1 protein-coding gene is annotated in these 434 nt (G+C 65.4%); it reads right to left on the bottom strand.

From position 1 onward, the window contains the following. The coding region (locus ACWTU8_RS32820) for a glycogen/starch synthase (protein WP_455851374.1) at positions 1-434 on the bottom strand (434 nt) is incomplete at both ends.

The raw sequence follows: 434 nt of genomic DNA, 5'->3' as shown, positions 1-434 counted from the left end.
CGAACTGGCCCTGGAAGGCGAGATTGTGGACGGTCATCATCGACGGCGTGCCGACCGCCTTGCCGTAGCGCATATAGGCCAGCGTCATCGCCGACTGCCAGTCATGGGCATGGACGATGTCGGGCAGGTAGCCGGAGACGGCGCCGCCGGCGATATCGGCGCCGGCCTGGCTCAGTGCCGCGAAGCGCCGCCAATTGTCCGGCCAGTCGGCGCCCGCAGCGTTGCCGTAGGGACCGCCCGGGCGGTCGAAGAGATGCGGCGCGTCGAGCACGAAAAGATCGAGCCCGGCGATCTGGACAGCATGGATCGAAGCCTTGCCGCCCTGCAGCAGCGGGTATTGGTAAACAGTCTTCTTTTTCTTGAAGGCATCCATCACCACGGGAAAGCCTGGAATGAGCGTGCGCATGGTCACGCCCTTGGCTGCCAGCGCGACG

It is taken from the genome of Mesorhizobium sp. BHbdii, from assembly GCF_053848045.1.
This window is presented reverse-complemented; position numbering and strand designations above follow the sequence as displayed.